Origin of the sequence: Mesorhizobium sp. L48C026A00, assembly GCF_000502375.1 — a bacterium.
Lineage (GTDB): Bacteria > Pseudomonadota > Alphaproteobacteria > Rhizobiales > Rhizobiaceae > Mesorhizobium > Mesorhizobium muleiense.
In genome coordinates, this window is record NZ_AYWU01000015.1 from 30415 (window position 1) to 55236 (window position 24822).

30 protein-coding genes and 2 tRNA genes are annotated in these 24822 nt (G+C 63.1%); 15 read left to right on the top strand and 17 right to left on the bottom strand.

Translation table 11 applies throughout. The features are described from left to right. Positions 1-5: 5 nt before the first annotated feature. Positions 6-146, bottom strand: coding sequence for a hypothetical protein (locus X738_RS86160; protein WP_023800627.1), 141 nt, complete (start codon positions 144-146; stop codon positions 6-8). A gap of 3 nt (positions 147-149) precedes the next feature. Between X738_RS86160 and X738_RS0142305 the strand changes: the two genes are divergently transcribed. Both X738_RS0142305 and X738_RS64465 read left to right on the top strand, forming a co-directional pair. After that, on the top strand, positions 150-353 hold the full coding sequence (locus tag X738_RS0142305) for a hypothetical protein (protein WP_023800628.1): 204 nt from the start codon (positions 150-152) through the stop codon (positions 351-353). A gap of 101 nt (positions 354-454) precedes the next feature. After that, complete coding sequence (locus X738_RS64465) at positions 455-844, top strand: YkvA family protein (protein WP_023800629.1); 390 nt, start codon at positions 455-457, stop codon at positions 842-844. A gap of 38 nt (positions 845-882) precedes the next feature. On the opposite strand, the gene X738_RS64470 is transcribed toward X738_RS64465, so the two are convergent. Next, entirely contained in the window at positions 883-2109 is a 1227-nt protein-coding gene (locus X738_RS64470; protein ID WP_023800630.1) for an anion transporter, read from the bottom strand. A 446-nt stretch (positions 2110-2555) separates the two neighbouring features. Between X738_RS64470 and X738_RS64475 the strand changes: the two genes are divergently transcribed. After that, positions 2556-3857 carry an Nramp family divalent metal transporter gene (locus tag X738_RS64475; protein ID WP_306454972.1) on the top strand — a complete coding sequence of 434 codons (1302 nt, stop codon included), beginning with the start codon at positions 2556-2558 and terminating at the stop codon, positions 3855-3857. Positions 3858-3950: 93 nt separating this feature from the next. Here X738_RS64475 and X738_RS64480 read toward each other — a convergent pair whose 3' ends face one another. The 4 genes from X738_RS64480 to X738_RS0142315 form a co-directional block, all read right to left on the bottom strand. Continuing rightward, the gene (locus X738_RS64480) at positions 3951-4160 is read right to left on the bottom strand and encodes a hypothetical protein (protein ID WP_023800632.1); all 210 of its coding nucleotides are present in this window, start codon (positions 4158-4160) and stop codon (positions 3951-3953) included. 14 nt (positions 4161-4174) lie between these two features. After that, positions 4175-4375 (bottom strand): hypothetical protein, encoded by a 201-nt coding sequence (locus X738_RS64485; RefSeq protein ID WP_023800633.1) that lies wholly within the window; start codon positions 4373-4375, stop codon positions 4175-4177. A gap of 68 nt (positions 4376-4443) precedes the next feature. Beyond that, positions 4444-4743 carry a DUF1236 domain-containing protein gene (locus tag X738_RS64490; RefSeq protein ID WP_023800634.1) on the bottom strand — a complete coding sequence of 100 codons (300 nt, stop codon included), beginning with the start codon at positions 4741-4743 and terminating at the stop codon, positions 4444-4446. Positions 4744-5242: 499 nt separating this feature from the next. Next, a complete protein-coding gene (locus tag X738_RS0142315) occupies positions 5243-5527 on the bottom strand; it encodes a DUF982 domain-containing protein (protein ID WP_051407872.1) in 285 nt (94 codons plus the stop codon). Between the two features lie 277 nt (positions 5528-5804). Here X738_RS0142315 and X738_RS64495 point away from each other — a divergent pair, with 277 nt between their 5' ends. Further along, the gene (locus tag X738_RS64495) at positions 5805-6227 is read left to right on the top strand and encodes a YidB family protein (protein ID WP_023800637.1); all 423 of its coding nucleotides are present in this window, start codon (positions 5805-5807) and stop codon (positions 6225-6227) included. Positions 6228-6321: 94 nt separating this feature from the next. Here X738_RS64495 and X738_RS64500 read toward each other — a convergent pair. Together X738_RS64500 and X738_RS64505 are read right to left on the bottom strand one after the other, a co-directional pair. Next, positions 6322-6398 (bottom strand) — tRNA-Arg (locus X738_RS64500). A 60-nt stretch (positions 6399-6458) separates the two neighbouring features. After that, on the bottom strand, positions 6459-6764 hold the full coding sequence (locus tag X738_RS64505; protein WP_023800638.1) for an ETC complex I subunit: 306 nt from the start codon (positions 6762-6764) through the stop codon (positions 6459-6461). Between the two features lie 375 nt (positions 6765-7139). On the opposite strand from X738_RS64505, the gene X738_RS64510 reads away from it, so the two are divergent. After that, positions 7140-7216: transfer RNA gene (locus X738_RS64510), tRNA-Pro, on the top strand. Positions 7217-7348: 132 nt separating this feature from the next. Here the strand turns inward: X738_RS64510 and X738_RS64515 are convergent. Further along, a complete protein-coding gene (locus X738_RS64515; RefSeq protein WP_023800639.1) occupies positions 7349-8176 on the bottom strand; it encodes an alpha/beta fold hydrolase in 828 nt (275 codons plus the stop codon). Positions 8177-8302: 126 nt separating this feature from the next. On the opposite strand from X738_RS64515, the gene X738_RS64520 reads away from it, so the two are divergent. Next, a complete protein-coding gene (locus X738_RS64520) occupies positions 8303-9304 on the top strand; it encodes a GlxA family transcriptional regulator (RefSeq protein ID WP_023800640.1) in 1002 nt (333 codons plus the stop codon). 381 nt (positions 9305-9685) lie between these two features. On the opposite strand, the gene hdaA is transcribed toward X738_RS64520, so the two are convergent. Genes hdaA through X738_RS64535 form a run of 3 tightly spaced genes read right to left on the bottom strand, consistent with a single transcriptional unit; the run spans position 9686 to position 12124 of the window. Beyond that, positions 9686-10390, bottom strand: a complete 705-nt coding sequence (hdaA, locus tag X738_RS64525; RefSeq protein ID WP_023800641.1) for a DnaA regulatory inactivator HdaA — start codon at positions 10388-10390, stop codon at positions 9686-9688. Between the two features lie 5 nt (positions 10391-10395). Next, a complete protein-coding gene (locus X738_RS64530; RefSeq protein ID WP_023800642.1) occupies positions 10396-11595 on the bottom strand; it encodes an AI-2E family transporter in 1200 nt (399 codons plus the stop codon). Next, a complete protein-coding gene (locus tag X738_RS64535) occupies positions 11567-12124 on the bottom strand; it encodes a CDP-alcohol phosphatidyltransferase family protein (RefSeq protein WP_023800643.1) in 558 nt (185 codons plus the stop codon). The genes X738_RS64530 and X738_RS64535 overlap by 29 nt, the downstream gene beginning before the upstream one ends. Before the next feature lie 258 nt (positions 12125-12382). Here X738_RS64535 and purM point away from each other — a divergent pair, with 258 nt between their 5' ends. From purM to X738_RS64565, 6 genes are read left to right on the top strand one after another with little or no spacing between them, the layout of a single operon-like run. Then, a complete protein-coding gene (purM, locus tag X738_RS64540) occupies positions 12383-13447 on the top strand; it encodes a phosphoribosylformylglycinamidine cyclo-ligase (protein ID WP_023800644.1) in 1065 nt (354 codons plus the stop codon). Beyond that, positions 13444-14154 carry a phosphoribosylglycinamide formyltransferase gene (gene purN, locus X738_RS64545; protein WP_023800645.1) on the top strand — a complete coding sequence of 237 codons (711 nt, stop codon included), beginning with the start codon at positions 13444-13446 and terminating at the stop codon, positions 14152-14154. The genes purM and purN overlap by 4 nt, the downstream gene beginning before the upstream one ends. 60 nt (positions 14155-14214) lie before the next feature. After that, positions 14215-14502: a type II toxin-antitoxin system ParD family antitoxin gene (locus X738_RS64550; RefSeq protein WP_023800646.1), complete on the top strand. Its 288-nt coding sequence runs from the start codon at positions 14215-14217 to the stop codon at positions 14500-14502. Between the two features lie 8 nt (positions 14503-14510). Beyond that, the gene (locus tag X738_RS87225; protein ID WP_023800647.1) at positions 14511-14675 is read left to right on the top strand and encodes a type II toxin-antitoxin system RelE/ParE family toxin; all 165 of its coding nucleotides are present in this window, start codon (positions 14511-14513) and stop codon (positions 14673-14675) included. A 17-nt stretch (positions 14676-14692) separates the two neighbouring features. After that, positions 14693-15037: a hypothetical protein gene (locus X738_RS64560; protein ID WP_023800648.1), complete on the top strand. Its 345-nt coding sequence runs from the start codon at positions 14693-14695 to the stop codon at positions 15035-15037. Next, on the top strand, positions 15034-15549 hold the full coding sequence (locus tag X738_RS64565) for a SixA phosphatase family protein (RefSeq protein ID WP_023800649.1): 516 nt from the start codon (positions 15034-15036) through the stop codon (positions 15547-15549). The genes X738_RS64560 and X738_RS64565 overlap by 4 nt, the downstream gene beginning before the upstream one ends. Before the next feature lie 73 nt (positions 15550-15622). Here the strand turns inward: X738_RS64565 and X738_RS64570 are convergent, their stop codons facing one another. The 5 genes from X738_RS64570 to X738_RS64590 form a co-directional block, all read right to left on the bottom strand. Further along, a complete protein-coding gene (locus X738_RS64570; protein ID WP_023800650.1) occupies positions 15623-15892 on the bottom strand; it encodes a DUF680 domain-containing protein in 270 nt (89 codons plus the stop codon). A 358-nt stretch (positions 15893-16250) separates the two neighbouring features. Beyond that, on the bottom strand, positions 16251-16949 hold the full coding sequence (locus X738_RS64575; RefSeq protein WP_023800651.1) for a DUF2270 domain-containing protein: 699 nt from the start codon (positions 16947-16949) through the stop codon (positions 16251-16253). A 56-nt stretch (positions 16950-17005) separates the two neighbouring features. Continuing rightward, positions 17006-19114, bottom strand: coding sequence for a molybdopterin-containing oxidoreductase family protein (locus X738_RS64580; protein ID WP_023800652.1), 2109 nt, complete (start codon positions 19112-19114; stop codon positions 17006-17008). 218 nt (positions 19115-19332) lie between these two features. Further along, a complete protein-coding gene (locus X738_RS64585) occupies positions 19333-21210 on the bottom strand; it encodes an ABC-F family ATP-binding cassette domain-containing protein (protein ID WP_023800653.1) in 1878 nt (625 codons plus the stop codon). A 385-nt stretch (positions 21211-21595) separates the two neighbouring features. Continuing rightward, positions 21596-21781, bottom strand: a complete 186-nt coding sequence (locus X738_RS64590; RefSeq protein ID WP_023800655.1) for a hypothetical protein — start codon at positions 21779-21781, stop codon at positions 21596-21598. A gap of 150 nt (positions 21782-21931) precedes the next feature. Here X738_RS64590 and X738_RS86165 point away from each other — a divergent pair, with 150 nt between their 5' ends. From X738_RS86165 to X738_RS64605, 3 genes are all read left to right on the top strand, one after another. Further along, positions 21932-22102: a hypothetical protein gene (locus X738_RS86165; RefSeq protein ID WP_023800656.1), complete on the top strand. Its 171-nt coding sequence runs from the start codon at positions 21932-21934 to the stop codon at positions 22100-22102. Between the two features lie 94 nt (positions 22103-22196). Continuing rightward, complete coding sequence (locus X738_RS64600) at positions 22197-24278, top strand: ATP-dependent helicase (protein ID WP_023800657.1); 2082 nt, start codon at positions 22197-22199, stop codon at positions 24276-24278. A 158-nt stretch (positions 24279-24436) separates the two neighbouring features. Then, positions 24437-24739 (top strand): DUF982 domain-containing protein, encoded by a 303-nt coding sequence (locus tag X738_RS64605; protein WP_023800658.1) that lies wholly within the window; start codon positions 24437-24439, stop codon positions 24737-24739. Positions 24740-24822 lie beyond the last annotated feature (83 nt).

Consider the following 24822-nt stretch of genomic DNA (forward strand, 5'->3'; position numbering starts at 1 on the left):
CGGCGTCAAGCCGCCTGGTAGCGAGGCGCCGGCTCGCCGGTCTGCGTCGCGGCGAACAGGGCGGTGGGGGCGGCGTCGTAGGTTTCCCACAGCGCGACGGTCTGGTCGAGGTCCGCCAAGATGCCCATGATCGGCGAACGAAACATGCTGTGCTGACGCCACTCGGAAAAGCGCGATACCAGCAGGCATATGTCGTGTGGGTCGAGGCCAACCGGCGCGTCGAGGCGACTTTGGGGGCGGCCGCGGCCGAAAAGCTGAGGAGCCTCGCCGACGATGTCGCCTCGCCGGACTTTCTCGACGCCTATGTTTCGGGCGCGAAGCCGCCGAGCAGCACCGAATCGTCGGAGTGTTAAAGCGCCGCGCGCCCTTTGGGACGCGCTATGGACGGTCTGATTTTGCACGACCGGCAACCGCTCGGATGCAGGCGGACGACAATCTGTGCTAAAATAGCGCTATGAAAGCCTGGCTGGAAGCCGCAAAGCGCCGGGCGCGCGACATCAAGCTTGATGTCGTCGCCCTGTGGCTCGCCGCGCGCGACCCTCGGGTGCCCTGGTTTGCGAAGTTCGTTGCCGGGATCGTGGCCGCCTATGCGCTTTCCCCCATCGACCTCATCCCCGACTTCATTCCGGTGCTCGGCTATATCGACGATCTGATCATCGTTCCGCTCGGCGTAGTCCTGGCCATAAGGCTTGTTGCGCCGTCGCTGATGGCCGAATTTAGGGCGCGGGCTGCCGCGCTCGAAAAACAGCCGCAAAGCAGGATGGGGATGTTCATTGTCGTGGCGCTCTGGCTGGCTTTGGCAGCTTTGCTGATCTGGGCGTTCTGGCCCACGCACGCCAAATAGTCCGACCAGGCCTGCACCTGAAGCAGCCTTGCCTGCTGCTAAAACCCAAGTGCCAGCCACGCCGTCCCGGCAAGCAGCGTGACCAGCGTCAGCGGTAGGCCGACCTTGAAGAAGGCGGCGAACGACAGTGGTGTGCCGGAGACCCGCGCGTACTCGGCGACGATCAGATTGGCGACTGAACCGAGCAGCGTGAAATTGCCGGCCAGCGTCGAGCTCATGGCGACGACCAGCCAGGCGCGCTCGGGGTCTTCCAGGCCGGGTATGAACGGCCGCAGCGCCAGCACAGCCGGAACATTGCTCATGATGTTGGACAGCACCGCGGTGAAGCCGGACAGCCGCCAGACGTCGTCCAGCCCGAGGCCTTTTGCCGAGGCTATGATGTCGGGCGTGAGCAGCGTCTTCTCGGCGCCGGCGACGACGATGAACAGGCCGGCGAACATGAACAGCAACGGCCCGTCGATCTCGCGGTAGATGCGCGCCGGCTTTATGGCACGGGTCACGAGAAGAATGGCCCCGCCGATGAGCGCCGCCTTGGCGACCGGAACGCCGGCAAAGAAGGCGATCGCCAGTCCGATGCAGACGACCACCGCCTTGAGTACCTGGCCCGGCAACATGCGGCCGCGATAGACTTCGGGGCTGAGTTCGGCCTTGCGCGCGAACTCGGCGCGATAGACGATGCGCACGATGACGACGACGGCGACGAGGCCGAACAGCGCGACCGGCGCCAGGGCCGCCGAAAAGGCCGGATAGGAAATCCCCGACAGCGCGCCGATGACCATATTCTGCGGGTTGCCGGTGATGGTGGCGACACTGCCGCAATTCGACGCCGTAGCGGTGGCGATCAGATAGGGGACAGGGTTTCGGTTGATGACGCGGGTGACGTGGACGACGATCGGCGCCATGACCAGGCAGATCGCGTCGTTGACCAGAAACGCCGACAGCACCCCGGTCAGCAGCGTCACCATCACAAGCAGCATGAACGGCGCATGCGCATGCTCGATGGCAATGGCGCCGAGCGCACGGAATGCGCCCGAGACTTTCAGATGCGCCACGACGATCATCATGCCGAGCAACAGCGTGATCGTGTCGAAACTGATGGCGCGGTATGCGTCCTCCAGGCTGAGTGCGCCGATGGCGATCATCGCCGCACCGCCGAGCAGCGCGATGCCTGCCCGGTCGAGGCGCAAGCCGGGGAACCTGCCGACGGCGACGCCGGCATAGGTCAGGATCAGGATCAGCAGTGCCGCCGCGCCCATCAAAGTCATTCGTGGAAAAGCCCCGTTCAGATCCGCCCTGCCCCACGCCCTAAGGGCAGCCGGCGCAAGCTGTGATTCCTGCCGCCATACTCACCCGAACTCAATCCGATCGAGCGAGCCTTTTGGCAACATCAAAGATTGATGTGACGCGCGCGCCGTCGAACCATTGGCGCACATCGGCCAACAGACAATCACACGGGCAGAATATCTCGTAAAACGCCGGGTAGGGTTCCGTCAAAAGATGAAAGGTTTGGAAGACGCCCAAGCTCATCGAAATCGTGGGCTCTATCATGCCCTGAACACTCGGCTGACGCGGGGAACAAGCAGCCGATTTCGGAGTTGGAACGGCGGTAGAGGTTTGCCGGTATGAGACCCACTCCCGTGCTGCAGTACATTTATAGGATAATTGCTCGCGACGTTTTTCTCGTGCTTGCGCGTGACGCTCTTTGCGCGGCGTGGCCGCAATGACGCAGCGCGATCGTAACTCCACTTCACCACGGGAAGACAAGAAGGACGGCATAGGGCGAGCACTTGGACTCGGCCTTATCACCGGCGCCGCCGACGACGATTGCTCGGCGATCGGCACCTATGCAAGTGCCGGCGCGCGCTTTGGCCCGGACCTGCTTTGGACCGCTCCTGTAACGCTGCCGATGATGTACACGGTCGTGTATCTCTCGTCGAAGCTTGGACAGGTTTCGGGCCGCGGCCTCTTTCATGCGATCAAGGACTTCTATCCCCGATGGCTGCTCTGGGCTGTCCTGGTGGGCGTGCTGATCGGCAACACGATCGAAGCAGCCGCCGATCTCGGCGGCATGGCTGCATCCATCAACATCTTCCTTCCTGTTCCGATTCCCCTCATTGTGGTTGTAGTCGCGGCCGCTATCTTTGCTCTCCAGCTTTGGGGCTCTTACAAGCTCATACGCAACATCTTCCGCTGGCTCGCGCTGGCCCTGCTTGCCTATGTCGGCTCGGCCATCATGGCGAAGCCGGATGCGGCAGCCGTGCTGTGGGGAACCCTTGTTCCAAAAATCCAGTTCAGCCGCGAGTTCCTGTCCATTCTGGTGGCCATCATCGGCACCACCCTTTCAGCCTATCTCTACACCTGGCAGTCGAATGAGGAGGTGGAGGAAGAGATTGCCGAGGGGAGAACGACGCTGAGGAAGCGCAAGGGCGCCACGGACGGTGAACTGCGCCGCTCCCGCCGCGATATCCTGATCGGCATGATTTTTTCCAACCTCATCATGTACTTCATCATCCTGTCGACAGGGTCTACGCTCTATGAAGCCGGTGAGCACGACGTCGAGACCGCCGCTCAAGCAGCCGAAGCTCTCAAGCCGCTCGCTGGTGCAGCCGCCGGCGTACTGTTCGCTGCCGGCGTGATCGGGGTCGGGTTCCTTGCCGTTCCGGTCATGACGACAGGTGCCGCATACGATCTGGCGCAGGCGGTCGGGTGGGAGCACAGCCTTCATGCCAAGCCGCGTGAGGCGCCAAAGTTCTATATCGCGATCGGCGCCTTCACGCTGATTGCTGTTGGCCTGAATTTCCTGGGTTTCAACCCAATGAAGGCGCTCGTCTGGTCCGGTATCGTGCAGGGCTTTTCCACGCCGCCACTGCTTCTTCTCATCATGCTGATGACGAACAACCCGCGGATCATGGGAGACAAGGTCAACAGCCGGACAACCAACGCCCTGGGGTGGGCTACTACGATCGCAATCTTTTCCGCGTCTATGGGGCTGGTGGCGACCTGGTTTATCTAGGTCACCATTACGCTCGCGCTCATGCCCGGCAATTCGAGCTCACTTTCAATGTGGGGTTGGCAATGAAGAAGTTGGTCTGCACATCTGCCACAGCTACCGCGCTCCCGGCGGCATGGCCAAGTGCGCGTGCTTCTGGAAGATCGCGATCTTGTCGGGATAGGTGATCCGGATCTCGCGTCCGCATCCCTCGCACTTGTAATGGGAAACGACCTGAAACCACCTGCCGTTCTTGATGACGGTGAAGTTGCACTGCGGGCATTGGAAAGTCAGGCCAACAGAGAATAGGCTGGGAGACAGGGACATTGCAGCACTTCTTGTCAGTCCGGCGGATCGACGACGAAGGATGCGGCAATCAAATCGTCGGCATCGATTCTGCCCTTGCCGTCCTCCAGGACTGCTGCGACCTTTCGAAAGGTCTTCAGTTCGTTTTCGGTAATCCGGGCGCCGCGCATCCTCTCAGCGAGGTCAGCCACGCGTATTCGCAGCGCCTGCGACGCTCCAATCTCACGGTTCGACATGGTGATCACATTCCTCGTCGCTCGACTTCCCGCCGCACCTTTCGGCACGGCGGGTCCAGTCGCTTAGCTCATTCGATGACTTTGATGATCTTGCGCGTGCCCGGGTCAACCACAACGGTCCGGTTGTCGACCACCACGTAACGGTATTTTGTGTCGGGGACTTCATGAAGTTCGACGGTTTCGGGCAAGGTTGAGCCGATATTGAGCTCCACTCCAGGGATTTTCACCGATGCCAGCGGCTGCTTTTTGACATATTCCCTGATGACGGTCTCCTGTTCAGGCTCGATGACTACGTCCTGAGCGGCAGCGGCGCCGATACCGGCCAGCAACAGAAACCCAGCGGCTGCAGTGGAAAGACGCATACTCATAAGTGCCTCCTTTATGTGAGCTCTATTATGTGAGCTCTATTGCGCTGAACGGCATCGTCTTCGCGCCAGGTTCACCAAACCTCAGGCAGCCGCAAACGTTCCTTGGTTGGGCTTCGGTCTGATTCGAGACGGGACCTAAGTCTCACCTGTTTTCGCGTAATAGCCCGGACACCGCGCCACCTGGAACTGCGGCTGCTCGTAGCAGTTGCTAGCTGTCAGCTCACGCAAGCCGATGGAGAATGGCGTCCACCAAGCCCGCTGGTTACTCGCCGCGGTCTTCGCCGTCTCCATCACGTTCCTGGCAAACGGTCGTTGGCCAGGGAACCGGCCGGACTTTGACGATTGGACCAAGAACGAACTGAGATCTGCGCAGCTACGTCCCTTCCTGCGCTGATAAGGACCACCCGCCATTCCTCATTTGGCGGGTGGTCCACAATCACGCCCAAGTCCACCCGAGCGAGGCCTGTCAGCGGTTCAAGGTCGCGAGGGCAGCATCACCTCACATCAGGTCTTCGGCAACCCCGTCGAATTTCCTGAGGCCTGCGCTTGGAGGCTTTTGCTCAAGAAGGCCCTGTTCAGATGCGGCCGCCTCGAAAGCAGCGAACGCAGCTTGATGACTGCAATGTCCGGCCAGGCACTCCTCGAACATTCGGATCGCTTCAAGTCGGGACGGCTTATCCATGGATGGCCATGGTTGCTTCAGCGCTTTCGCAGCGTCGGCTATCGACGCGATCGCCATCGCTTTGCCATTCAAGGTGATTGAAATCGGGGTGAACGCCGTCATTTTTAAAGCTCGCCGGGATTGAAGGCGGCTAAACGCAAAGACAAGGCAGTGGTTGCATGGTTGTGAATTCAGAGCGCCGCTGTCCGAAACGATCGAGGCTGAACACGCACGTCCGATAGCCTTGATCGTTTCGGCGGCGCCCGCGCTGAAGTCCTGCCTGGATTCGACCGGGAAGCCCCATCGTCCTTAACCGAACTGAAAACCAGCCCAGCAGCAAATACCGTGGAACCTTTCAAAGCCGCATGCCTTGTCCGTTCTTCATGGAAGGAGGTGCGAAATGAGCCTTGACATAGGAAAAGTCGCCATAGCCTTGCTTGGCCTGCTTGCCTACAAGAATAGGGACAAGATCGGCGAGTTAATCGCCGGTAGGAACTCGACAGATGCCAAAAACGCTGGCTCCACCGGCGGGCTCGGCGACATCCTGGAGCGTCTCAGGAATGCGGGTGCGGGCGATCAAGTCGATTCTTGGGTTGGTACAGGATCGAATCGCCCCGTTCAGCGCGACCAAGTCGAGAAAGCGATCGACCCGCAAACGTTGAGCGATCTCGCCGAGCAAACCGGATTGTCCCGCGAGGAACTTCTCGACCGGCTCACAAGTGAACTGCCCGACGCAGTGGACAAGCTTACTCCCGACGGCCAGATGCCTGTGAGTAAAGGTCCAAATCTCCTCGACGAGGCACCTGGAGCTAGTCGCACTTAGCACCAGGCTGAAAATGAAAGCCCGCGCCTCCGGGCGAGGACGCGGGCCGATCAGCGCATCGCCGATACTAGCCCAGAATGGACCCTGAAAATGCTGGCGATCCCGACAGGATTCGAACCTGTGACCATCGGCTTAGAAGGCCGGTGCTCTATCCAGCTGAGCTACGGGACCGCTGGCCGACGCCAAGGCCGGCTAATTTATGCGCTGGGACGGCTGCCCGGCATTTGCCGGTCAATGCGTCCAGGGCGTCCTGCGGTCATAGCGGAAATTCTCCGCATAGGAAATCTGGCGGCGCTTGGATTCCTTCGGCTCCTCGACGCGATAGGCCAGCCCCTCTTTCTCCGCATAGGCCACCGCCTCTTCCCTTGTGTCGAAGGTGAGCCTGATCTGGCTCCGCATGTCAGCCGACGTGGTGTAGCCCATCAGCGGATCGATTTTCTTGCGCATCTCGGGATCGAATTCCAGCACCCAGTGGCCGGTCTTGGCCTTGCCGGACTGCATCGCGGTTTTGGCTGGGCTGAAAATGCGCGCGGACATGAACACCTCGTTACTACGTGCAAGCGGCACCGCCGCTGTATTCCCGTCATTACTGCGCAATGCTGCCGGCGGCAAGGCCGAGCCTGCCGTACCCCTTCACGGCGGGCCACCGACGATAATTGCGCGATGTGACGGCCGTGGACAGGACGACCGAGATCGCGCCGGGCGTTTTCTTCCCGGCGGGGACGTTTTATCCGGGTTAACGGCAGCGTGCCGCTGGACAGCAACCTGGGTGCCTGAGGTGGCGCTGCCGCGAAACCGTTGCGCCGGCCGGCATTTTCGACTCCGCTCTCGACCCGGGCCTGCCGTTTGTTGCGTTTTCGTCTTTTAGGGGTTGCGCAGCCAAGCCCGTAACCCTATACGCCGCCAAGGACTCGGAGTGTAGCGCAGCCTGGTAGCGCATCTGGTTTGGGACCAGAGGGTCGGGAGTTCGAATCTCTCCACTCCGACCATCCATTCACCGGAAATCACCGGCCGTGCTGCCGGCGCACCTGCGCCGGACAGCATCTGCGACTGACGAAGCACCCAAGCGACCAACGGGCAGCCCGGACTTCCCGGGGTGCCCGCCTGAAGCTTGCGAAGCGTCAGCCCTGGATGAACGCCAGGAGATCCGGATTGATGATCTCCGGGTGGGTGGTGCACATGCCGTGCGGCAGGCCCTTGTAGACCTTGAGCGTGCCGTGCCTCACGAGCTCGGCGGCAAGCAGGGCTGAGTCGGCAATCGGCACGATCTGGTCATCATCGCCGTGCATGATCAGGACGGGCACGTCGATCTTTGTCAGCTCTTCCGTGAAGTCGGTCTCGGAAAAAACCTCGATGCAGTCGTAGTGGGCCTTGGCTCCGCCCATCATGCCCTGGCGCCACCAATTGTCGACGGCCCCTTGCGAAACCTTGGCGCCCTCGCGATTGAAGCCATAGAACGGGCCGGCCGGCACATCCCTGTAGAACTGGGCGCGGTTGGCGACCAAAGCGGCACGGAAGCCGTCGAAGACCTCGATCGGCAGGCCGCCGGGGTTGCTGTCGGTCTTAAGCATGATCGGCGGCACCGCGCCGATCAGCACCGCCTTGGCGACGCGCCCTTCGCCACCGTAGCGGGCCACGTAACGCGCCACCTCGCCGCCGCCGGTCGAATGGCCGATATGGACGGCGTTCTTGAGATCAAGATGCGCGACCAGAGCCGCGACGTCGGCGGCATAGGTGTCCATCTCGTTGCCGGTCGCGGTCTGTGTCGAGCGGCCGTGCCCGCGCCGGTCATGCGCGATGACGCGATAGCCCTTGTCGAGGAAGAACAGCATCTGGTTGTCCCAGTCGTCGGCGCTCAGAGGCCAGCCGTGATGGAACACGATTGGCTGGCCTGTGCCCCAATCCTTGTAGAAAATCTCGGTGCCGTCCTGGGTGGTGAATGTGCTCATCGTCTTACTCCTTGCTGCAATTGGCTGAATTGGTGGGGAAGGTTCGTTCCTTCTGTGGACAAGCTATTGCAACGGAGTAATGGTGAGTATTGGCAAAACAGACATTGAACGTGGCAAAACTGACAGATGCATGCGGGGCGTGATCGGGTCGAAATCGGGCTTGTTGTGTATCCCGGCGTTCAGCAAGCGGCAGTTCTCGGTCTGACCGACCTGTTCCAGCTGGCCAACCGGCTGGCTGCCGACCGGTCGCCGGACGGGCTGAGGCTTCGCGTCAGCCATTGGCAGTGGCAGGAGGCGAGCCAAACCGTCATCCGCAGCTTCGACAGCGAGCCCGGCCCCGGCCATGGACCTGCCATGGTCATCTTGCCTCCGACCCTGGGTGATCCGATCCCTCGCGAGACGGCCGCGCCCTACGCCGACTGGCTCAGGGCTCGTCATGCGGCGGGCGCGACGCTCGGCTCGGTCTGCGCCGGCGCCTTCGTGCTTGCCGAGGCCGGCCTGCTATCCGGTCGTGCGGCGACCACGCACTGGGCCTATCGCGACGCGCTGGCGATGCGCTTTCCCGACATCCTACTCGATGCCGACAAGCTGGTCATCGATGACGGCGACATCATCACCGCCGGCGGCTATATGGCCTGGACCGACCTTGGCCTGAAGCTCGTCGACCGGGTGCTTGGGCCGACCGTGATGATGGACACCGCCCGTTTCATGCTGGTCGACCCGCCGGGACGCGAGCAACGCTTCTACAGCCCCTTTGCACCCAGGCTGAACCATGGCGACGAGGCCATCCTCAAGGTGCAGCACTGGCTCCAGGCGAGAGGCGCTCGCGATGTAACGCTTGCCACCATGGCGGAGCATGCGGCCTTGGAGGAGCGGACTTTTTTGCGCCGCTTTCGCAACGCCACCGGCCTCAAGCCGACCGAGTATTGCCAGCACCTGCGCGTCGGCAAGGCGCGTGAGATGCTGCAAGCGACGACCCGATCCATCGACCAGATCGCCTGGGATGTCGGCTATGACGATCCCGGCTCCTTCCGCAAAGTGTTCGCCAGGATAACCGGCCTGGCGCCGGGCGATTACCGCAGGCGCTTTGGCGCGGAACGAGCGGCGGTGGTGGGCGTAGGGAGTTGAGTTATTATCTCGTTGAAGGCAAGCTCGCCGGGAAGAGAACCCCAACCGCCTCATCTCCCGGCGAGCCTACAACCTGATTTGATACGCATCAGGACCGGGGTTAGCCGGCAAGCTTGCATGTGCAAGAGAGATGCCAGTCAATGTTTCCCGAAATGGGACACCGACCGGAGCTTTTTCCTTCTCTCCTTGTAGTAGAAGGTGGATCGGCGCGCCGCGCCGAGCCGGATGAGGGGTGCTGGAAGAAATGAGGCGCTGGCGATCCTGTCGCAGTGCGCCCGATTTGGACGAGGGTGTTCGCCAAGCTGGAACACCCTCATCCGACCGAGCTTCGCTCGGCCACTTTCTCCCACAAAAAGAGGAGAAGGGAAGTTCTCCCACCGCCTAAATCTCGAACTCGCCCTGCCCCTCATCCATGGCGCTGACGGTTTCGGCGGCGAGCGCCCTCGTGATCGGCGTCTTGCGTTCCAGTGCCGTGCGGTCGAGCCGTTCGACCACGCGCATCGCGGTGGCCAGCGAGCGCTCGATGCGGCGCACCAGATATTGCACGACATGCGGCTCGACCTCGACCTGGCGGTCGGCGAACAGTTTGGTGATGACACCGGCCAGCAAGAGATCGTCGGGCTCGTGGATCTCGACCATCGCCGCCGCCTTCAGCCGCGATGCGAGGTCGGGGAGCCTGACACCCCAGGCGGACGGAAAGCGCCGCGCGGTCAAGAGCAAGGTCGAGCCGGCCGCGCGCACCGCGTTGATCAGATGGAACAGCCCCTCTTCATCGACCGGACCGGCATCGACATCGTCGATCAGGGCCGGCCGCGCGCCGAGGCTCGCCATGCAGTCGCCGATCCGCCCGGCGTCTACCTTCACTGCGCCGGCGCGGGCGCGCCAGATCGACGCCAGATGGGTTTTTCCACAGCCTGCGGGGCCGGCGAGCACGACCACCGGCGACGGCCAGTCCGGCCAGCGATCGACAAGCGCCACCGCCTGGCTGTTGGTGCCTGAGACAACGAGTTCGTCGCGCGAATAGCCGGTGCCGTGGCCGAGATCGAGCGGTAACTGGCGCGGCGGGTCGATCTTGTTGTCCGGCATCTGGCTCAACTGCGCGGCCCACCGCTCCCGCGGCGACGCGCCGGCAGCGGCGGCACAGGTTCGGTGTTGTGGCCCTTGTAGAGCGGCGACTCGAGATAGCGGGCGATGGCAAAGCGCACCAGGACGGCAACGGCGGCCGAGGCCGGCACGGCGATCAGCAGGCCGACGAAGCCGAACAGCGCGCCGAAGGCAAACAGCGAAAACATCAGCCACACCGGATGCAGGCCGACGCTTTTTCCGACCAGCCTTGGCTGCAGGATGTTGCCCTCGATGAACTGGCCGACGAAGAACACGCCGGCCACCGCCGCGACCATGGTCCAGTCCGGCCAGAACTGGACGAAGGCGACGCCGACGGCCAGCACCAGCCCGGTCAGCGAGCCGACATAGGGGATGAAGGAGATCAGACCGGCGAACAGGCCGATGAGGATGGCGAAATTCAGACCGGTCAGCGTCAGCCCGGTGGCGTACATGGCACCCAGTACCAGGCACAGCGTGCCCTGACCTCGCACAAAGCCGGCGGTGGCGGTGTTGATGTCGTTGGCGATCGCCCTGACGGTCTGGACATAATCGCGCGGCACCCAGCTGTCGACAATCGTCACCATGCGATCCCAGTCGAGCAGCATGTAGAAGGCGACGACGGGCGTGACGACGAACAGGCTGACCACCGAGACCAGCGCCACGCCGGAACTCCAGATCGAGGTGAACACCGTGGTCAGCAGGCCGAAGCCGGAGGTCAGCAGCGAGTTCAACCCTTCGCGCAGGCCATTGGCGTCGACGCCGAATTGCTCTTCCAGCCATCTCGGATCGAAGCTGGTGATCAGGCTCTGCAGCCGGGTCAGGTATTCCGGCAGCTTGCTGGCAAAATCGGCCATCTGCGAAGCCAGCACCGGAATGAGGATGACGAAGGCCAGCACCAGAACGACGATGAAGGCAAACAGGATGACAATCGTCGCCATCAGCCTGGACAGGCCGAGCCGCTGCAGCCGGTCGGCGACCGGGTCGAGAAAGTAGGCGAGCACCATGCCGGCGACGAACGGCAGCAGGATGCCGCTGAAGACATAGAGGAAGACCGCGAGGATGATGGCGCTGATCAGCCAGAAGCGGATTTGGCGCCGAAACACGCCGGACGCGGCCGCATCGGCAGCGGCAGCTTCGGCTGCCGCGTCGATGTTCTGGTCAGGTATCCGGTTTGGAGCCTTCGCCATAGCCGCTCATATGCCTCAGCCAAGCCACGAGATAGGCCGCGGCCGAAGCCACGGTCAAGACCCCGGACAGCAATATGAGCACCGGCCTGAGCGGATCGAGATCGATGGCGAGGGCCAGTTCGCCCAGCACCACCGCCGCCAGCCCGATCTGGACGGCGGTGTTGGCCTTCGACACGAACAGCGGCTTCATCTCGACCGGGTGGGCCATGACGGTGGACAAAACGACGGCGCAGACGATCAGCGCATCGCGCGACACCATGGTGACGACCAGCCACAGCGGCAATTCACCGATGAAACCCAGCACCACGAACACCGAGACCAGCAGCAATTTGTCGGCCATCGGATCGAGATAGGCGCCAAGCTGCGAAAACTGGTTGAAATGGCGGGCGATGAAGCCGTCGACGCCGTCGGAAATGCCGGCGATCAGGAAGCCGGCGAAAGCCCAGTCCCAGCGCCCCTGCAGCATGGCCAGCACCACGCCCGGCACCAGCACGAAACGCATGATCGTGATCATGTTGGGGATGGTCAAACGCATGTCCCGTCGCTTCTGTTTTGATGATACATGATAGAGATGAGAGGCTACGGCAAGTGAGAGCGACGCAGATGCTGCCAATCTCCGCTCGTGGGGAGAGATTGGCTATCTTCAAGGCCTTCGCCATCGCCAATGTTGGAGATTTGCCTGAGGCCTCTGTCCACGATTTTGTGATGCCGAAAATGCCTGAGCCAGCCGTTATCCTTGCGAGGCGCAGCCGTTCATGCGAAGAGCCCCGGAAAGCAGGAAAGAGTGATGAGCAAGCGCAAGAACGGGCTCACCTATGCCGAGGCGGGTGTCGACATCGATGCCGGCAACCTCATGGTCGAGAAGATCAAGCCGCTGGTGCGCGCGACGCGCCGGCCGGGCGCCGATGGCGAGATCGGCGGCTTCGGCGGCCTGTTCGACCTCAAGGCCGCCGGCTTCACCGACCCGGTGCTGGTCGCCGCCAATGACGGCGTCGGCACCAAGCTGAAGATCGCCATCGATGCCGGCAAACACGACACGATCGGCATCGACCTCGTCGCCATGTGCGTCAACGACATCGTCGTGCAGGGCGCCGAGCCATTGTTCTTCCTCGACTATTTCGCCACCGGCAAGCTCGACCCCGACCAGGGTGCGGCGATCGTCGGCGGCATCGCCGAGGGCTGCCGGCAGGCCCGATGCGCGCTGATCGGCGGCGAGACGGCGGAAATGCCCGGCATGTATCACGGCAACGACTACGACCTCGCCGGCTTTGCCGTGGGCGCGGCCGAACGCGGCCAGTTGCTGCCGACCGACGACATCGTCGAGGGCGACGTGCTGTTGGGGCTGGCCTCGTCGGGCGTGCATTCAAACGGCTTTTCGCTGGTCCGCCGCATCGTCGCCACCAGCGGCCTTGCGTGGACCGATCCAGCGCCCTTCAACGATGAAGCCACGCTGGCCGAGGCGCTGCTCGAGCCGACCCGTATCTACGTCAAGTCGATCCTCAAGGCGATCCGTAACACGCATGGCATCAAGGCGCTGGCCCATATCACCGGCGGCGGTTTCCCGGAAAACATCCCGCGCGTCCTGCCGAAGGATTTTTCGGCCGAACTCGACCTCGACGCCATCGAAGTGCCGGCGGTGTTCTCATGGCTGGCCAAGACCGGCGGCGTGGCGCCGGAAGAGATGATGCGCACCTTCAACTGCGGCGTCGGCATGATCCTCGCCGTCGCCTCCGGCCAGGCGGCACAGGTCGCGGCCGTGCTGCAGGAGGCCGGGGAGACGGTGACGCCGATTGGCCGCATCGTGCCGCGCCGCGACGCCGGCGTGATCTATCGGGGCGCGATCGGCCTATGAGTGCGCGCAAACGCACCGTGGTGCTGATTTCGGGACGCGGCTCCAACATGACGGCGCTGATCGCCGCGGCCAGCAACCCGGACTATCCGGCCGAGATCGTCGGCGTCATTTCCGACCGGGCCAATGCCGCCGGTCTCGGCATCGCGGCGGCGCGCGGCATCGCCACCAAGGTGATTTCGCGGGCCGACTATACCAGCAAGGAAGCGCATGACGGGGCGATCGACGCCGCACTTGTCTCGTTCGGCGCCGAGATCGTGGCGCTGGCCGGTTATATGCGCATTCTCGGCGTGCGCTTCGTCGAGAAATGGCTGGGCCGGATGATCAACATCCACCCTGCCCTGCTGCCCGCCTTCAAGGGGCTGGATACGCATGCGCGCGCCTTGCGCGCCGGCATACGCATCCATGGCTGCACGGTGCATTTCGTGACGCTGGACATGGATGACGGCCCGATCATCGCCCAGGCTGCCGTGCCGGTGATGGTCGGCGACAATGAGGACATGCTCGCCGCGCGCGTGCTGAAGGCCGAGCACCGGCTTTATCCGCTGGCGCTCGGGCTGGTCGCCGAAGGCAAGGCGCGGATGGAAGGCGGCCGCACCGTGCTTGCCCACTTCGCCGACGATGCCGACAACAGCACCTCCGTGATCATGGCGCCCGATCCGCTGCGCGAGGAAACCGACCTCGAGCATCTGGCGCGCATCACTCCCTGAGAACCATCCTTGCCAACATGGTAGCAAATGTTGCTACCATGTTGGCAAGGAGACAGGTTGATGGCGACAGTCGAAAAGGTCAGCGTGGCGCTTTCGCCGGAACTGCTGGACATGGTCAAGGGCGCGGTGGCCAGCGGGCAATACGGTTCGGCAAGCGAAGTGATCCGCGAGGCGCTCCGCGAATGGCGTCTTCGCCAGCCCTTGCGCGAGGCGGAAGCGGAACGGCTGCGGAAAGCCTGGACGGAAGGGCTGGGGAGCGGCCCGTTCGCGCCTTTCGACATCGAGGACATCAAACTGAAGGCGCACAGCCGGTTCAGCGACGCCAGCAAAAAACAGCGGAATGGCTGACGTCCTCATTGTCCGCAGCCCGGCCCGGAATCCGGCGCCAAAAACCCAACATCGGTGCCGAAGTGCGAGCATTGACGATCGGCAATTATCTCGTGCTTTATCGCCTGGCCGAACGGCGCGTCGAGATCGTGCGCGTGGTGCATGGCGCACGCGAAGTCTCAACGTTATTTTGACAGATGCAGACAGGCAAATGGATCTCTTCCACTGCGCTATGCGGGCAAAAGGTGATCTGGCCGGTGCCTTCGAGTATGATGAGGCGGACGATCCAACCAATGCCACGGCATACTTCTATCTGTATCGAATCGAGGACGGGCGAACAGGTTCTGTCATCGATGCAATTCACATTCGATCGGGCGATTGGGCCATTGCTGAAGCAGACATTTCGGTCAGGTGGGATAGGGATGAACGGCGCGTAGGTTTGTTCATCTTTGGTGCGCTTTGGGCGACCTTGATACCGCCATGGGCACAAAACATGGCGGCGGATATGGGAAAGACTTTCAGCCCGACATTCCTTGGTCTTAAATTGAACTCATGAAGCAACTCCTTGTTCTGCGTCACGCCAAGTCGAGCTGGGACGATCCAGACCTCATCGACTTCGACCGGCCGCTTTCAGGGCGCGGGCTGAAGGCCGCCCCGCTGGTCGGTCGCGAACTGGCCAGCCAGGGCTGGCTGCCCGATCTGGCGCTGGTATCGCCGGCGCTGCGCAGCCGCGACACATGGCGGCTGGTCTCGGCGGAACTGCCCGCGAAAGCGCCGGCCAAATTCGTCCAGGCGCTCTACGAGGCCAGCGCGGCAGACGTTCTCGCCAAGGTCCGGCAGGCAAATGCGGCAACAATCAGCCTCTTGGTGCTGGGCCATAATCCCGACCTGGAGGAATTCGCGCGCCGACTTGCCGGCGCCGGGTCGGATGCCGCGGCACTCAAAAAGCTTGAAGAAAAATTCCCGACAGCGGCTCTTGCCCGCTTCGTTTTCGACGGTGACTGGGCACGGCTGGCCCTCGGTGACGCGCGGCTGACGCACTGCGTTTGGCCAAAGGATCTGCGCTAAACGAGAGCTGTGACTTGATAAGCAAGAACGGCGGGCCAAGCCCGCCGCTCTTTGCGTTCCGCAGCTTGAGGATTTAGCGGCCCCAGTTGCCCCGGCCGGACTGAGGCACGACCGGTTCAGTCGTGCCGGGCTGGGTCGTCGCGTTGGTATTGACGGTATTGTGCTCCGCCGTAAACGGCTTGCGGATCGAGCCCGTGAACGTGTTGTCGATATTTCCAACAGCCGCATTGCCAACAGGCGCGGCCGGCTGATTGGCGCCGTCCGATCCATAGTGGTCGCTGCCGGCAAAGGCGCTGCCTGCGGCAATGAGGATGGCGGCAGCGGTGAGAGCAATCTTGGTCATTTCAGGTACTCCAGTACTTTCATACTTTCAGTGTTGTTGTCCGTCTGGTGGCGTGCCTTGGGAGGATTTCGCGTCGCTCGGACCACCCCGAGGTGGGCTGGCCCTGCAGCAATTTCCAATCACAAAGATGTTCCGGCTACGCCCTGAACCGGGTGCTTGAAATCCGCCAAAAGGCTTCCTTCGCCACAATCTTTGACTTGCTTCTCAATGCGTTAGGCGAATATTTCTGCCGCGTGGCCCGGCCATTCGCTGAGCCGACGTTCACTTGGTCTTGCACAATGCGTCAACAAAAACGAACCGATCGGTTCGATTCCCTGTACAGCTGAAATCGCAGATCTACCGGTTTTGCGCTGCCGCCCTAGACGTGCACGTCGCCAAAGGAGAGCTCGCCGTCGTCGCTGGCGGTCAGGAACGCCGTGACCAGCAGGCCGGCATAGAAGGCGGCGACCAGCACGACGATGACCAGGCCGGGAATGGGCCCCAGAGCAGCGCCGGCAACCGCCTCGCGCACCGAACTGACGAAGTCGATGCGGACACCTTCGGTTAGAAGACTGGGGGTCGACAGTTTCAGGATCCAGGCCAACAGCAGGATCAGCAGCATGTGGATGTAGTTTCGACGCAGACGGCGCGCCAACGCCGCTCGTTGCGAAATGAGGAATTTTGGAGTGCGCAGACTTTCGCCGACGACCAACAGCCAATCTGACGCGAAGTCCGGCTGCGGCGAGAATATCTGCGCGAAATAGTGCCGTTCGAACTGGCGCACTCGGGCCCGGTAAACGTCGAAGAAGCGATATCGCCGCGCTTCTATCCACAGCAGCAACAGGACAAGCAGCATGGCAAAAAGCAGTACGCCGTGATGCGCGCTGGCCGTCGAAAGCGAGATGGACAACATTGCCGCGACGACCGTTATCGCCCAATTGCTCGTCCGGTCGAGGCGGTCGCGCCACCCCGTCATGCGCAGAATCTCGGCGCGATGAAAATGCGCCATCGTGGTCACGAGTTCGCCGGGCGAAAGCGTCCTTCCAACGGGGGCCGGCGCTGCCAACGCTTCTGCCATCACCATGTCTCCACCGCCACGCAAAAACGGCTGGTTGGGCATATCGTTCCGACGCTTCACTTTGCCGGGCGCAGCCACACCTTGTTGTCGTGGAACGCCGCACCGCCATAGGGCGCCGGCGCGTCGGCGCCGGTCAGGACGTTGATGCCCTCGCCGCGCTCGTGGGCGCTGTTGGGCCAGATGCCTTCGGCCACCACGACACCGCGCTTGACGCCGTCGAACAATCTTGCGTGCAGCACAACTTCGCCGCGCGCATTGCCGATCTCGACGCGGTCGCCATTGGCCAGCCCATAGGCTGCCGCATCGTCCGGATGCAAAAACAGTTCCGGCCGGCCCTCCTTGGCCATCGACACCGGCGTCTCGGAAAAAGTCGAGTTGAGGAAATTGCGCGCCGGCGAGGTGGCCAGCCGGAACGGATGCGCAGCATCCGCCACCTCGATCAGATCGACGTGGTCGGGAAATTCCGGCAGGCTTGCCACCGGCCCGAACAGGCCCATGCATTTCGGCGGCCGGTTGGGCGCCGCCTGCCCGGTCCAGTCGGCGCGAAAGCGGAATTTTCCGTCCGCGTGGCCGAAGCCGTCGATAAAATGCGCCGCTTCGAAAGCCGGCTGCAAATCGAGCCACTTTTGTTCCTTGAGGCTCGAAAAACTGCCCAGCCCGCGCTTGCCCAAAATGATGTCGATATGCTGCTGCTCGGTCATGCCGAAGCCAGGCCTGTCGCCAACACCGAGCCTTTTGCCGAGTTCCTCGATGACGAAATGGTTGCTGCGCGGCCCTTCCGGCGGGTCGATCAACTTCGGCCCGAGCGTGATGTGCTGATTGCCGCCGCCCTTGTAGATATCGTCATGCTCTAGAAACATCGTCGCCGGCAGCACGACATCTCCGAGTTTTGCGGTGTCGGTCATGAACTGTTCGTGCACGCAGGAAAACAGGTCGTCGCGCAAAAAACCCTGCTTCACCAGCCGCTGCTCCGGCGCGACATTGACCGGATTGGTGTTCTGGATCAGCAGCGCCGTCACCGGCGGGCCGCCATAGAGCGCATCCTCAGCGCCGGTCAGCACCGGGCCGATGCGCGAATGGTCGAGATGGCGGATCGCCGGGTCGCGCATCCGCGTGCCTTCCAGCAGTTCCTGGTTCAGCTTGAAGATGCCCGAATTGGAATGGAAGGCGCCGCCGCCCTCATATTGCCAGCAGCCGGTGACCGCGGCGATCGAGGCGGCGGCATGCATGTTGACCGAGCCGTTGCGCTGCCGCGAAAAACCGTAGCCGAGGCGGAAATAGGTTTTCTTGGTCGTGCCGACGAGACGGGCGAAGGCCTCGATCTCATCGACGGAAAGCCCGGTGATATCAGCCGCCCATTGCGGCGTCCTCGTCTGAAGATGCGCTTCCAGACCGTGCGGATCGTCGGTGTATTTTGCCAAATAGGCGCGGTCGGCCATGCCGTCACGGAACAGCACATGCATCACCGCGCAGGCCAGCGCACCGTCGGTGCCGGGCTTCAGAACCAGGCCGAGATCGGCCTGCTTCATCGTCGCGTTCTCGTAGACGTCGATGACGACGATCTTGGCGCCGCGCTCCTTGCGCGCCTTGATCGCGTGGGTCATGACGTTGACCTGGGTGACCACGGCATTGGTGCCCCAGACCACCACGCAGTCGGACTTGGCCATCTCGCGCGGGTCGGGACCGCGCAGCGCGCCGGCCCCCATTATCCAGCCGGTCCAGGCCAGATTGGTGCAGATCGAACCGAAAAAGCCGGAGTATTTTTTCGCATGGCGCAACCGCTCGATGCCGTCGCGCTGCACCAGCCCCATCGTGCCGGCATAGTAATAGGGCCAGACCGTCTCCGAGCCATATCTTGCCTCGGCCGCGATGAATTTTTCGGCGACCAGGTCGAGTGCGGCCTCCCAGCTCGCGTCCTTCCAAAGGCCCTCACCCTTGGCGCCCGCCCGGATCAGCGGCTTCAGCAAGCGGTCGGGATGATGGACGCGGTCGGCATAACGGGCGACCTTGGCGCAGATGACGCCAGCCGTGTAGCTGTTGGCCTTGGCGCCATGGACGCGGCCGATGCGCTTGCTGTCGAGCAGCTCGACCTCGAGCGCGCAGGTCGACGGGCAATCATGCGGACAGGCCGAATGGCCGATCCTGAGCTTGGCGTGCTGATTCATGGGGCCAGATTAGCGGGTTCTGGACACGGCGTGTAGGGCCAGATCGCGCAAGCGCCTATCTCCCCCCTTGAGGGGGAGATGTCGCCGAAGGCGACAGAGGGGTCGCGGCGCGTGGAGCGCCGACATCTTTCGCGACGAAGTAAGACGCTGGCGATCTACGCGAGACGACCCCCTCTGCCCTGCCGGGCATCTCCCCCCTCGAGGGGGGAGATCACGCGCTACTCCGCCGTGCCTTCCTCATACTCTGCCGACATCGACAGCCATTTTTCCTCATGGCCGGCCAGTGTCTGGGCCAGTTGCGAGCGCTCCTTGGCCAGCCGTGTCGCCGTCGACGGGTCCTTTTCGTAGACCGCCGGATTGGCGAGTTCGTCCTCGATCAAGTCGATGCGCTTGCGAATGCGGTCCATCAGCGCTTCGGTGGCGCGGATCTCCTTGGCCAGCGGCTCGAAGGCGGCGCGGCGCGCTGCCGCGTCACGGCGGCGGTCGGCCTTCGAGGCCTTTTCGGCCTCGCGCTTGCCGCGGCGGTCGCCGGCCACGCCGGTGACCAGCGTCTTGTAATCATCGAGGTCCCCGTCAAAAGGATTGACCGTCCCGTCCTTGACCAGCCACAGCCGGTCGGCCGTTGCCTCGAGCAGATGGCGGTCGTGCGAGATCAGGATGACGGCGCCGGGAAACTCGTTCAGCGCATGGATCAACGATTCACGGCTGTCGATATCGAGATGGTTGGTCGGTTCGTCGAGGATGAACAGGTTTGGCCCCTCGAACGCCGACAGGCCCATCAACAGCCGCGCCTTCTCGCCGCCCGACAGGTCCTTGGCGGCGGTGTTCATCTTTTCGGTGGTCAGTCCGAACTGGGCGACACGGCCGCGCACCTTCGATTCCGGTGCTTCCGGCATCAGCCGGCGGACATGCTCATAGGCGTTTTCACTCGGTCGGAGATCGTCGAGCTGATGCTGGGCAAAGATCGCCACCTTCAGGCCGGGCGCCACCGTCATGGTGCCGGTCTCCTGCTTCAGGCGGCCGGACAGCAATTTGGCGAAGGTCGACTTGCCGTTGCCGTTGGCGCCGAGCAGTGCGATACGGTCGTCGGCATCGATGCGCAGCGTCATCTTCTTCAGGATCGGCTCACCCTCGACATAGCCGACATTGACGTTGTTGAGCGCAATGATCGGCGAGGCCACCGTCTTCACCGGCTCGGGAAAGGAGAACGGCCGCACGTTGTCGTTCACAATCGCGGCGATCGGCTTCATCTTCTCCAGCGCCTTGATGCGCGACTGCGCCTGTCTCGCCTTGGAAGCCTTGGCGCGGAAGCGCTCGACGAAGGACTCCATGTGCTTGCGTGCGGCTTCCTGCTTGACCCTGCCCTTCTCCTGCAATTCGCGCTGCTCGGTGAATTGGCGCTCGAACTGGTCGTAGCCGCCGCGCCAGAAGGTCAGCTTCTTCTGGTCGAGATGGACGATCGAGTTGACGGCGCGGTTGAGCAGGTCGCGGTCGTGCGAGATCAGCAGCACTGTGTGCGGATATTTCGACACGTAGTTTTCCAGCCACAGCGTGCCTTCGAGGTCGAGATAGTTGGTCGGTTCGTCGAGCAGCAGCAGATCGGGCTCGGCAAACAGCACCGCCGCGAGTGCGACGCGCATGCGCCAGCCGCCGGAGAACGACGAGGCCGGCCGCCGCTGGGCGGCGTCGTCGAAGCCGAGGCCGGCGAGGATGGTGGCGGCACGAGACTCGGCCGAATGGGCGTCGATATCGGCGAGCCGCATGTGGATGTCGGCGATACGGTGCGGATCGGTCGCCGTCGTTTCCTCATCGAGCAATGCGGAGCGTTCGAGGTCGGCCTTGAGCACGATCTCGATCAGCGGCTCCTCGGTGCCGGGAGCCTCCTGCGCCACCTGGCCGATGCGCGTGTTCTTCGGCAGGCCGATCGAGCCGGTCTCGGAGGCGAGGTCGCCGGTGATCGCCTTGAACAAAGTGGTCTTGCCGGTGCCGTTGCGGCCGACAAGCCCTGCCTTGCTGCCGGCCGGCAAGGTCAGCGAGGCATGGTCAAGAAGCAGGCGTCCGGCCATGCGGAGCGAAAGGTCGTTGATGATCAGCATGGCCGCGCTTTTGCACGGGACGTCAGCGCTTCGCAAGACCTCGAGCACCGGTTGGCCGCATAACGCATGAAAATGGCCGCCAGCGACAGGTACCCGGTGCCGCGGGCGGAGAAAGAAGACGATTGATCCGATCGCCGGCCTCGCCGGATCAAAGGATCAGTTGCGGGCTGAGCCGGCAACCGCTGCGATGGCGTTGCGCCTGGCGAGCATCGGCTTCTCGCAGTCGAAAACTGCGCATTTGTCAGTTAATTGCCGGTGCAAGGCCGTCGTCGTCATGACGCAAAGGCAAGACTCAGCTAAGTCTAGGTGTGCGGCGGACCTGATACCCGCCTGGCCGGCGTCATCGCTCCCTCCCAAGCGGCGCCGGCCATCTTTCCTACAGCTTTCACTGCGCCGGCGGCGCGGCGGGTTGATCATCGCCTGGCGTCGCGTTGGGCGCAGGGTCGACCTGCGGGTTTTGATCGGCGCCGGGAGCCTTTGTCGGTGGAATGTTGTTGTCGCAGGCCGCGACAGCCAGCGCTGCGGCCAAGACGAGCCAAGTCGAGGCCAGCAAAGTTGAGAGCTTGTTCATCGCAACCTCCTGTCACCGGGCAAACGAGACGGTGCCGATTTGGTTGCACGCTCGGGCAAGAGCTTGGGACGTTTTGGAACCCCGGGAACAAAACGAGAGAGGGGAACAAAACGCCGGCTCCTCGGTTGGTCCACACCAATGGAGAAAATCATGATCCGTCTGCTCATAGCCGGGGCCGCCGTCTATGTGGCCTACCGCATCGTCAGGGAAATCATCGACGAGGTGCCTGACGATTTCGATCCGCTGTTGCTGCCGCCTCCCGATGACGACAAGTCGCTGCCGCGGCAGTCTGCGGCGATGGGCGTCGAGCCGCAGCGCTAGTTTCGGTTCGTCGGTCGGGCGCCAGCAGGATCGGACGCATCGGTCGCACGTACGAAAGCGTTGCGAACAAAGCAGAAACGATGCTTGATGGGCAATGAACCTCGCTGCCCGTGATTCGACCTTCCGGCCTGCCTATCTCGCAAAGCTGAATGCCGAGCAGTGCGTTGCCGTCGAGCATGGCGACGGCAAGGTCGCCGGGCCGCTGCTGGTGATCGCCGGGGCCGGCTCCGGCAAGACCAGTACGCTGGCGCATCGCGTCGCGCATCTGATCGTCAGGGGCGCCGACCCGAGGCGCATCCTTTTGATGACGTTTTCGCGTCGCGCCGCATCGGAATTGGCCAAGCGCGTCGAGCGCATCGCCGGCGAGGTGCTCGGCCGCGACGCTTCCGTCATCACCGATGCTCTCACCTGGGCCGGCACGTTTCACGGCATCGGCGCCAGGCTGCTGCGCGACTATGCGCTGGAGATCGGCCTCGATCCGGCCTTCACCATCCACGACCGCGAGGATTCGGCCGACCTGATGAACCTCGCCCGGCACGAACTAGGCTTCTCGAAGACGGAAGGCCGTTTTCCGACCAAGGGCACGTGCCTGGCGATCTATTCGCGTGCCGTCAACGCGCAGGCGCCGCTCGGCGAAGTTTTGGGTTCGGTGTTTCCCTGGTGCGCGGGATGGGCAGAACAGCTTAAGGCGCTGTTCGCCCGATATGTCGAGGCCAAGCAGGCGCAGAACGTGCTCGATTACGACGACCTGCTGCTCTACTGGGCGCAGATGGCCGGCGAGCCGGAGATATCGGCGCATCTGGGTGGGCGTTTCGACCATGTGCTGGTCGACGAATACCAGGACACCAACCGGCTGCAGGCCTCGATCCTCGCGGCGCTCAAGCCGGACGGATCCGGGCTGACGGTGGTCGGCGACGATGCGCAGTCGATCTATTCGTTTCGCGCCGCGGAAGTGCGCAACATCCTCGACTTTCCAAAACAGTTCGCCCGGCCGGCCGAGATCGTCATGCTGGAGCGCAACTACCGCTCGACCGAGACCATCCTGGCCGCCGCCAATGCGGTAATCGGCGAGGCCTCGGAGCGCTTTACCAAGAACCTCTGGTCGGAGCGCAAATCGACCGAAAAGCCGAAGCTGGTCAGCGTCCGCGACGAGGCCGAGCAGGCGAGTTACGTCTGTCAGGCGATCCTGACCGAGCGCGAGGCGGGCACGGCGCTGAAGGCGCAGGCCGTGCTGTTTCGCGCCTCGCACCACAGCGGGCCGCTGGAGATCGAACTGACGCGCCGCAACATCCCGTTCGTCAAGTTCGGCGGGCTGAAGTTCCTCGACGCCGCCCATGTCAAGGACGTGCTGGCGGTGCTGCGCTTCGCCGAGAACCCGCGCGACCGCGTCGCCGGTTTTCGCGTGCTGCAGCTTTTGCCCGGCATCGGCCCTTCGGCGGCTTCGCAGATCGTCGACACCATGGCGACGTCGCTCGACGAAGCGATGGGGCTGGCGCGCTACCGGCCGCCGCAACGCGCCGCCGACGACTGGCCGGGTTTCGTCGCGCTGTTCTCGCAGCTTCGCGCCGGGTCGGGAAAATGGCCTGTTGACCTCGAACAGGTCAGGCTCTGGTATGAGCCGCATCTCGACCGCATCCACGAGGACGCAACGACACGCCGGGCCGATATTCTGCAGCTCGAGCAGATCGCCTCGGGCTATGCCTCGCGCGAGCGTTTCCTCACCGAGCTGACCCTCGATCCGCCGGATGCAACCAGCGACGAGGCCGGGCCGCCGCATCGCGACGAGGACTATCTGATCCTGTCGACCATCCATTCGGCCAAGGGCCAGGAATGGAAGAACGTCTTCGTGCTCAACACCGTCGACGGCTGCATCCCGATCGATCTCGCCGTCGGCTCGAAGGAGGATATCGACGAGGAGCGCCGCCTGCTCTACGTGGCGATGACGCGGGCCAAGGACGGCCTGCACCTGGTCATGCCGCAGCGCTTTTTCGTACACGGCCAGGCGGCGCGCGGCGATCGCCATGTTTACGCCTCGCGCACCCGCTTCATCCCGGCCTCGATCCTCGGCGCCTTCGAACAGACATCGTGGGCGAGCGTCCAGGCCACGGATGATCCGCGCCGCCAGCCGCAAGTGCGCGTCGACCTTGGCGCCCGCATGCGCGACATGTGGAAATAGGCCGCTCTTCGGCACGACGCTCATGCCACGGAGCTTGGTGGCGAAAATCAAATTTCGGCAACATGGAACCTGATGCCGCAATCCGCGTTTCTGGGCGTCCTACCCCCGGTCGGAGAGCGGCGTCCGCCCGTCACCTCCGCCCAATTCGAGAGGCCAGAATGCACGATAAGACATTTTTCACCCCGGTCGCCGTAACCGTCGGCGCCGGCCATAAGCGCATGATCGCTTCGCTGTTCGACATGCATGAGTTCCTGACCGAGTTCCCGCCATCGCGGCGACGCCTGAGCTATGGCGCGGCGGTGAAGGCCTGCGAGGCGGCACGCGCTGGCGAGATCTCGCCCGAGGCCGCGCGCGACGCCCTGACCACCTTCGCAGTTTCGGCAGGCATTCTCTGGCCCTCGGCGCAGCCGGCAGTCTCGGTCAAGCCGATCTCCCGCGGCCAGGGCGGATACGCCGCCTGACTGGCCAGGCCTGTTTTGCGACTATAGCCCGTCGAAGTTGCTGTTCGCCTTCGACGGGTTTCCTGTCAATTCGATCCGGATGA

Coding starts and splice junctions, on each gene's coding strand:
- X738_RS64480 (WP_023800632.1), bottom strand. CDS start 4,160: ATGTCCCTGTCTCCCAGCCTATTCTCTGTTGGCCTGACTTTCCAATGC.
- purM (WP_023800644.1), top strand. CDS start 12,383: ATGAGCAAGCGCAAGAACGGGCTCACCTATGCCGAGGCGGGTGTCGAC.
- X738_RS64515 (WP_023800639.1), bottom strand. CDS start 8,176: ATGAGCACATTCACCACCCAGGACGGCACCGAGATTTTCTACAAGGAT.
- X738_RS64520 (WP_023800640.1), top strand. CDS start 8,303: ATGCATGCGGGGCGTGATCGGGTCGAAATCGGGCTTGTTGTGTATCCC.
- X738_RS64605 (WP_023800658.1), top strand. CDS start 24,437: ATGCACGATAAGACATTTTTCACCCCGGTCGCCGTAACCGTCGGCGCC.
- X738_RS64570 (WP_023800650.1), bottom strand. CDS start 15,892: ATGACCAAGATTGCTCTCACCGCTGCCGCCATCCTCATTGCCGCAGGC.
- X738_RS64470 (WP_023800630.1), bottom strand. CDS start 2,109: ATGACTTTGATGGGCGCGGCGGCACTGCTGATCCTGATCCTGACCTAT.
- X738_RS64565 (WP_023800649.1), top strand. CDS start 15,034: ATGAAGCAACTCCTTGTTCTGCGTCACGCCAAGTCGAGCTGGGACGAT.
- X738_RS86165 (WP_023800656.1), top strand. CDS start 21,932: ATGATCCGTCTGCTCATAGCCGGGGCCGCCGTCTATGTGGCCTACCGC.
- X738_RS0142315 (WP_051407872.1), bottom strand. CDS start 5,527: ATGACGGCGTTCACCCCGATTTCAATCACCTTGAATGGCAAAGCGATG.
- X738_RS64485 (WP_023800633.1), bottom strand. CDS start 4,375: ATGTCGAACCGTGAGATTGGAGCGTCGCAGGCGCTGCGAATACGCGTG.
- X738_RS86160 (WP_023800627.1), bottom strand. CDS start 146: ATGTTTCGTTCGCCGATCATGGGCATCTTGGCGGACCTCGACCAGACC.
- purN (WP_023800645.1), top strand. CDS start 13,444: ATGAGTGCGCGCAAACGCACCGTGGTGCTGATTTCGGGACGCGGCTCC.
- X738_RS64550 (WP_023800646.1), top strand. CDS start 14,215: ATGGCGACAGTCGAAAAGGTCAGCGTGGCGCTTTCGCCGGAACTGCTG.
- X738_RS64590 (WP_023800655.1), bottom strand. CDS start 21,781: ATGAACAAGCTCTCAACTTTGCTGGCCTCGACTTGGCTCGTCTTGGCC.
- X738_RS64465 (WP_023800629.1), top strand. CDS start 455: ATGAAAGCCTGGCTGGAAGCCGCAAAGCGCCGGGCGCGCGACATCAAG.
- X738_RS64530 (WP_023800642.1), bottom strand. CDS start 11,595: ATGGCGAAGGCTCCAAACCGGATACCTGACCAGAACATCGACGCGGCA.
- X738_RS64585 (WP_023800653.1), bottom strand. CDS start 21,210: ATGCTGATCATCAACGACCTTTCGCTCCGCATGGCCGGACGCCTGCTT.
- X738_RS64505 (WP_023800638.1), bottom strand. CDS start 6,764: ATGTCCGCGCGCATTTTCAGCCCAGCCAAAACCGCGATGCAGTCCGGC.
- X738_RS64560 (WP_023800648.1), top strand. CDS start 14,693: ATGGATCTCTTCCACTGCGCTATGCGGGCAAAAGGTGATCTGGCCGGT.
- hdaA (WP_023800641.1), bottom strand. CDS start 10,390: ATGCCGGACAACAAGATCGACCCGCCGCGCCAGTTACCGCTCGATCTC.
- X738_RS64580 (WP_023800652.1), bottom strand. CDS start 19,114: ATGAATCAGCACGCCAAGCTCAGGATCGGCCATTCGGCCTGTCCGCAT.
- X738_RS64575 (WP_023800651.1), bottom strand. CDS start 16,949: ATGGCAGAAGCGTTGGCAGCGCCGGCCCCCGTTGGAAGGACGCTTTCG.
- X738_RS64600 (WP_023800657.1), top strand. CDS start 22,197: ATGAACCTCGCTGCCCGTGATTCGACCTTCCGGCCTGCCTATCTCGCA.
- X738_RS64495 (WP_023800637.1), top strand. CDS start 5,805: ATGAGCCTTGACATAGGAAAAGTCGCCATAGCCTTGCTTGGCCTGCTT.
- X738_RS64490 (WP_023800634.1), bottom strand. CDS start 4,743: ATGAGTATGCGTCTTTCCACTGCAGCCGCTGGGTTTCTGTTGCTGGCC.